This window comes from Actinomycetota bacterium (assembly GCA_018830725.1).
Classification (GTDB): Bacteria; Actinomycetota; Humimicrobiia; order JAHJRV01; family JAHJRV01; genus JAHJRV01.
This window is the reverse complement of sequence record JAHJRV010000025.1, coordinates 1-6,548: the sequence shown is the minus strand read 5'-3', so window position 1 is coordinate 6,548 and position 6,548 is coordinate 1. Positions and strand designations below refer to the sequence as shown.

The 6,548-nt window shown below is 28.5% G+C and carries 7 protein-coding genes; 4 read left to right on the top strand and 3 right to left on the bottom strand.

Features of this window, described 5'->3' with window-relative positions:
* Positions 1-187: 187 nt before the first annotated feature.
* Entirely contained in the window at positions 188-382 is a 195-nt protein-coding gene (locus KKC53_01145) for a PspC domain-containing protein (protein MBU2597780.1), read from the bottom strand.
* A gap of 150 nt (positions 383-532) precedes the next feature.
* A complete protein-coding gene (locus tag KKC53_01140; GenBank protein MBU2597779.1) occupies positions 533-967 on the bottom strand; it encodes a hypothetical protein in 435 nt (144 codons plus the stop codon).
* Positions 968-1,412: 445 nt separating this feature from the next.
* On the opposite strand from KKC53_01140, the gene KKC53_01135 reads away from it, so the two are divergent.
* The gene (locus KKC53_01135) at positions 1,413-1,964 is read left to right on the top strand and encodes an HDIG domain-containing protein (protein MBU2597778.1); all 552 of its coding nucleotides are present in this window, start codon (positions 1,413-1,415) and stop codon (positions 1,962-1,964) included.
* 71 nt (positions 1,965-2,035) lie between these two features.
* Positions 2,036-3,652, top strand: a complete 1,617-nt coding sequence (locus KKC53_01130; GenBank protein MBU2597777.1) for a M1 family metallopeptidase — start codon at positions 2,036-2,038, stop codon at positions 3,650-3,652.
* 8 nt (positions 3,653-3,660) lie between these two features.
* Here the strand turns inward: KKC53_01130 and mutM are convergent, their stop codons facing one another.
* Complete coding sequence (mutM, locus tag KKC53_01125) at positions 3,661-4,476, bottom strand: DNA-formamidopyrimidine glycosylase (protein ID MBU2597776.1); 816 nt, start codon at positions 4,474-4,476, stop codon at positions 3,661-3,663.
* Positions 4,477-4,753: 277 nt separating this feature from the next.
* On the opposite strand from mutM, the gene KKC53_01120 reads away from it, so the two are divergent.
* Positions 4,754-5,719 (top strand): MoxR family ATPase, encoded by a 966-nt coding sequence (locus tag KKC53_01120; GenBank protein ID MBU2597775.1) that lies wholly within the window; start codon positions 4,754-4,756, stop codon positions 5,717-5,719.
* Positions 5,720-6,548: DUF58 domain-containing protein (locus KKC53_01115; protein ID MBU2597774.1), on the top strand; the 829-nt coding region annotated here is incomplete at its 3' end.

The window sequence follows — 6,548 nt, the reverse complement described above, 5'->3', positions numbered from 1 at the left end:
TTTTTTTTGAGCATCTAAGTTTATAGCTTTTTTTTCTCGGTCATAAATTAAAATTTTCATATCCAATAAGTTTCATTATAATTTTATATTTTATAAATTATACAACCAAAGTGTTACCGATGTATCTCTTCTTATACATTAGTGACACTGTCAAATTCTATGTTTTTATGTAAACAAACAGTTTTTCTTATTGTTCAGGATTTTCAGGAATGATTATACAACAAATTATGTATGCTAAGATTCCTGGAAATACCACTCCTGGTAAAGAAAGTATTACCCACAGTATCCTTATTAATGTTGGGTCTACATTAAAATATTCTGCTATTCCTCCACATACTCCACATAGCATTCTGTCCTTTTTCGAACGATATAATCTTTTCATTGTTTCGCTCTTCCTCCTCGTATAATATGTCTATCTAAATATTTTATTTATTTCAGTTTTAAGATTTGAAGTATTTTGAGTATGTTTATTGAGACATTTCTATAAAACTATTTTACAATATTTTTGATTTAGTGAAGTAATATTTATTATTTAAAATTTTATAATTCTTGATCTCTTTATACTGACCCAGGTGAAATATGTAAGTATTACTAAATAATTTGAAAATTCGATGTCTTTTAGACTATCCGAAATTATTTTTATCTCTATATCAGGAGGAGCAATTCTTTTTATTCCAATAGAAAATAAATCTTCTTTTTTGTTTATATCGGTTAGTATATATGGGCGACGGTATCCACCAATTCCTAGTCTAAAACTTTCATTCTTATGTAAGTAAAAAGTTGCATTACGAGACAAAAACACCTGTTTTCCACTTAAAAGGACTTTATCTTCTTTTATCAAACTATATCTCTTCGTAGACCATCCCTTTTTTATTAACTTTAACTCCTCATTTTTAGATTTATATACAGCATCTTTTCCCCAAAATTTAAATTCTAACCTTCCAATTTCATCATTTTTTTCACCCAAAAAAATGTGGGTTTCCCTAACTCTTCCTATTATCCTTATTCCAATATACTTTAAATTTTTCAGATTCTTTTCCATATTTATTAATATAAATAATACTTTTAATGTTACTAATTTTTTACTTTTAATCTCTTAAGTATTTTCCCATCATAAATTTTTAATATACAAATTTTATTAGATAATTTATTTATTTTAACCTATTAAACTACCAAATAAAAATTTTATAATTTTTTTTAATTTATTTTATACTATGTTATAGGAACATAGCGATAAACTCTATATTGAGGACACTGGATTAGTTTGTTTAAATCTAAAGCTGAGAAATACCACGGCGATAATGTATTATGGTTCATATCTAGACAATATTTAATGTATTATTGTAAATCTATAATTAATTTTATGGTTTATTATATCTTTAATAATATTTATTTTTAATAGGAGATTTGTAATGAACAGAGAAGAAGCTTATCAACTTATTAAAGAGAATGTAAAAAACAAAAATCTTATTAAACATATGCTTGCTGTTGAAGCTATTATGAAAAGTCTCGCAGAAAATTTGGGTGAGGATGAAGAAAAATGGGTATTAACTGGTCTTCTTCACGACATAGATTATGAAATAACTGCAAAAGATCCTAATATGCATAGCATTGTAGGAGCAGACATGCTAAAAAAGATTGGATTTGATGATGAATTAGTCAATGCTATAAGAGCTCATAATGATATGCACAAAATAGAAAGAACGACCTTACTTGAAAAAGCACTTTACTGTGTTGATCCCTTAACCGGTTTGATAGTAGCAGCAGCTCTTATTCATCCAGACAAAAAATTATCTTCAATTGACCATAACTTTGTTCTCAATCGATTTAAGGAAAAGGCTTTTGCAAGAGGTGCTAATAGAGGGCAAATTAAAAAATGCTCAGAAATAGGATTAGAATTGGAAGAATTTGTAAAACTTGGTCTCTCAGCAATGCAGAATATAAGCAAAGAACTTAGTCTTTGAACTATTCCTAAAATTAAATGTTTTATCTTATACCATCTTTTCTAAAACAATTTAAAAAACCATAAAAAATTATGATGAAATCAAGAATTTTTAAAATTATAACTTTAATATTTATATTAATTCTGATAAGCATTTTTGTAATATTTGCTTACAGACAATTAAAAAATATTTTAAAATTTCCTGTATCAGACAAGACTACATCAGAGACTTCCGTAGAAACTACTTCGTCAGAAGGGGAAACTAAAGAGACAGATCGGGAAGCAGATAGTATTGAAGAATCTGGAGAAATTAAAGAATCTTTCAAAGATAAAGAGTCTTTAAAAAATATACTCAATGAATACACTGTTCAGGTTAAATTCCTTCCTGAGGATATGAAGCTAGAATGTAAGCTTCAATTAGAATACACGAATTTTGAGTATGATAAATTAGATAAGCTTTATTTTCATCTATATCCAAGAGCTTATGATGAATATTCAGATGATTCATTTAAGATAATAACCGATTTAACTGGAAAGGATTTAAATGAATTAGACATAGTTCCAGGGAAAATGGAAATAACAAAACTTTTAGTTGATTTTATAGAGACTAATTACAAGATAGAACAGACTTTATGTGAAATAGATTTAGAAAAATCTATTAATCCTGATGAAAATTTAGAAATAACTATTGAGTTTTATCAGGATATTCCAAAAAATGCAGACAGATATGGTTATTACAAAGATGTTGTCTCCTTGGGAAATTGGTGTCCAATACTGGCTGTTTATGATGATGATGGTTGGCATAAAGACCCGTTTCTCCCTATAGGAGATCCCTTTTATAGTGATAGTTCAATTTACGAAGTAGAAATATCACTTCCTGAAAATTATGTTTTGGCATCTACTGGAGAACTCATTAATACAAAAAAAACTGATGATTATATAACTTATACATATGAAGCCTATCCAGTTAGAGATTTTGCAATTATGTTTAGTAAGGAATATGGTGTATTAGAGGATAAATATCATGATATTAATATTTATTCTTTTTTGATAGGAGAAGATTTAGAAAAAAATAAGAATAGCCTAAATTTTGCTAAAGATGCAATTGCTATTTTTAGTGAACTCTTCGGAAAATATCCTTATCAAAATTACTCAATTGCTCAAAACTTTATGAATTTTGGTGGAATGGAGTACCCACAACTATGCCAGATTAAATATGCGGATTATAATGACAAAAAGATTTCTTCCTATCGCAATGAATATGTAATAGCTCATGAAACAGCTCACCAGTGGTGGTACTCAGTTGTTGGAAATGATGAAATTAATCAGCCCTGGTTAGATGAGGCATTTGCTGAATATTCTACGTATCAATATTTTATTAATAAATACAGTGAAGAGGAGAGAGAAATTATTCTTTCAACTATGCATCGCAAACCACGTTCTATAGAGGTTCCACCAAAAGTGATGAGTAAAACAATAAGAGATTATGAAGATTTTGGGAAGTATGGTGCTGAAATTTATAAAGGAGGTTCAGAACTTCTATTTAAATTAGAAGATCATCTTGGAAAAGAAGTGATGTATAAGATATTAAGAAGATATTATGAAGAGTATAAGTTTGAAAACGCAGATATCACAGAATTTATTAATATATGTGAAGAAGTTAGTGATAAAGATCTCTCAGAATTTTTCTCCCCGTATTTTGATAATTAGTTTTAAATTTATTTCTGACAATTTTCACAAATATATGTTCCTCTACCACCAGTGAATATTCTTTTTATATTCTTTCTACAGATTGGACAAGGTTTTCCTTCTTTGTCATAAATATTAAAATTATTTTGAAAGCTCCCCCTACTACCATCAAGGTAACAAAACCCTTCTCTGGATGATCCTTCAACATTAATACTTTCATTTAGTATTTTATTTATACTGGAATATAAAGATTCTATCTCTAATCTATTAAGTTTTGATATCTCTTTTTTAGGATGAAATTTTGCCAAAAAAAGTATTTCATCTACATAATAATTTCCCAACCCAGTTATATAGGAAGGATCTAAAAGATTTGTTTTTAACATTCCAATTCTTTTGTTTGTTGCCTTATAAAATATTTCTATATTGTATTCACTTGATAATGGATCAATACCTAAATTTCTAAATATTTGATTATTCTTCAGTTGCATTGTCGGTATAGAACTTACATATCTTAAGCTCAGGTTTTGGAGATATAAATAACTATTATTTATATCTAAAATCATAGGAGTATAACTGTTTATGGAAAGTTTTTCTGAAAAGTATCTAAGAATTCCTGTAACCTTTAAATCTACTATTAGATTATTTCCTCCTTCAAGCGAAAAAATTAGATACTTTCCCTTCCTTGTTATATTTAGAATGTGTTTGTTGGTAAGTTCATATTCTAATAATCTAACTTGTGGATAATATTCGCTCTCTTTATAAAACTCTACACTTAATATTTTCTTTCCTATAAATTCCTTTTTTAGTTTCTTTTTTAATATTTCAATTTCTGGTAACCATGGCATAAAATTAATACTCCTAAAATTTTACAAATAAAAAATTTATATTTAATAAAAATTTTATCATATAAAAACAATTTATCCATCCTATTATAAAAATAAAGTTTAAAATAAATAATAAAAATTGCTATTTGTCATTGCGAGGAGCGTTAGCGACGTGGCAATCTCTTCAGTAGCTCACAATGACATTTAAAAGTTTTTAGAGAAAGGAGAAAATTAAAAAAGTTAAAATACATTATGTTAAAATTGTTTCAGAGTATGTATTTTTTAATTGGAGGATTTTATGGAGTCAAGAGTTAGAGACGAGGTAAAGAAAACACGGGAAGAAATAATTAAAGTTATAAAAAACATTGAGAAGGTAATTGAGGGAAAAAGAAAAGTAATTGAATATGTCTTAACAGCACTCCTTGCTGAGGGACATGTCCTTATTGAAGATGTACCTGGAGTTGGAAAGACAATGTTGGCTAAGTCTCTTGCAAAATCAATAGATTGTAAATTAAAAAGAATTCAATTTACACCTGATCTTTTACCTTCAGATATAACTGGTGTTTCTGTATATAGTCAAAAGACTCAAGATTTCAATTTCAGAGAAGGGGTGGTTTTTGCTAATATCATCTTGGCTGATGAGATAAACAGGGCTTCTCCAAAAACCCAATCAAGTCTTCTTGAGTGTATGGAAGAAAAACAGGTGACTGTAGATGGTATAACTTATAAATTAAATATACCATTTTTAGTTGTAGCAACTCAAAATCCTATTGAATATGAAGGAACATACCCATTACCAGAAGCCCAGTTAGACAAGTTTATCATGCATATAACTATGGGATATCCCACTCATAGTGATGAATTAGTAATTCTAGAAAAACACGGAACTCATCCTGCAATAGATGATATATCTCCAGTTTGTACAGGTGAGGATGTTAGTCGCTGGATAGAAGTAACTAAAACTATATTTGTAAATGAAAGTATTAAAGATTATCTAGTAAGCATAGTTGAGCAAACAAGAAAAAACGACAAACTTTATTTGGGTTCAAGTCCAAGAGGCTCTTTGGGACTATTAAAGACATCAAAGGCACTTGCACTAATTAGAGGTCGAGATTATGTAATACCTCATGATATTAAGGAGATGGTCACATTAGTATTAGCTCATAGAATTATATTAACTCCAGAAGCCAGAATGCATGGTGAAAATGCTTTCGATATTTTAAATGAAATATTAAAGAAAATACCTGCTCCCGAGGTGGAGTAAATGATTAAACTTAGAGGCTGGTTAATACTTTTATTATCAATTTTAAGCTATATAGGAGCCCGAGCTTTTGGTTCATACGAATTTCTTCTTCTTTCTATCACTTTTTTCATAACTCTTTTATATTCTCTATTTTCTACTATCCAGATAAGGAATAAGCTCTCTATTAAAAGGCAAATTGAACATAAAAGAGTTTATGTTGATAATATTTTAAATGTAAACTTACATGCTGAGAATAAAGGTGCTATATTTACTTCAATACCTATTATAAAGGACCAATTACCCTCCTATTTTGGTAATTCTAACAATTTTATTATTCCTACAGATTTTTCTAAAAAAGATTTCAATATTAAATATAAATTAAATATGGATAAGAGAGGACTCTATAAAATAGGTCCAATTTCTATGAGAGGTCAAGATTCATTCAATCTTACTGGTAACAATATTTTGTTTGATGATTATCAAGAAATACTTGTATATCCTAAAATCTATAATATCTCGCGATTTTCACCAGGAGGGGTAGGGTTTATTGGATATGAAGCTTTATCCAGTGATTTTATTTCACCTATTGGTGATGATTTCTATTCCCTCAGAGAATATGTTAGCGGAGATGACTTAAGAAAAATTCATTGGAAATCAACAGCAAAGACTTCAACTCTAATGATTAGAAAAGTAGACGATGCAACAATTAGTAGAGTTGCTGTTATTGTAGATGGATTTAGAGGCTCTCATCTTGGAAGTGGCAAAGAATCTACTTTTGAATATCTTATCAGTGCTGCAGCTACAATTGTTAATTATTTTGCAAAAAACAATTACCGTGTCAGAATTGTTG

Excerpts from the sequence above, each read along its gene's own strand:
- KKC53_01145 (MBU2597780.1), bottom strand. The coding sequence starts at position 382 with ATGAAAAGATTATATCGTTCGAAAAAGGACAGAATGCTATGTGGAGTA.
- KKC53_01135 (MBU2597778.1), top strand. The coding sequence starts at position 1,413 with ATGAACAGAGAAGAAGCTTATCAACTTATTAAAGAGAATGTAAAAAAC.
- KKC53_01130 (MBU2597777.1), top strand. The coding sequence starts at position 2,036 with ATGATGAAATCAAGAATTTTTAAAATTATAACTTTAATATTTATATTA.
- mutM (MBU2597776.1), bottom strand. The coding sequence starts at position 4,476 with ATGCCATGGTTACCAGAAATTGAAATATTAAAAAAGAAACTAAAAAAG.
- KKC53_01120 (MBU2597775.1), top strand. The coding sequence starts at position 4,754 with ATGGAGTCAAGAGTTAGAGACGAGGTAAAGAAAACACGGGAAGAAATA.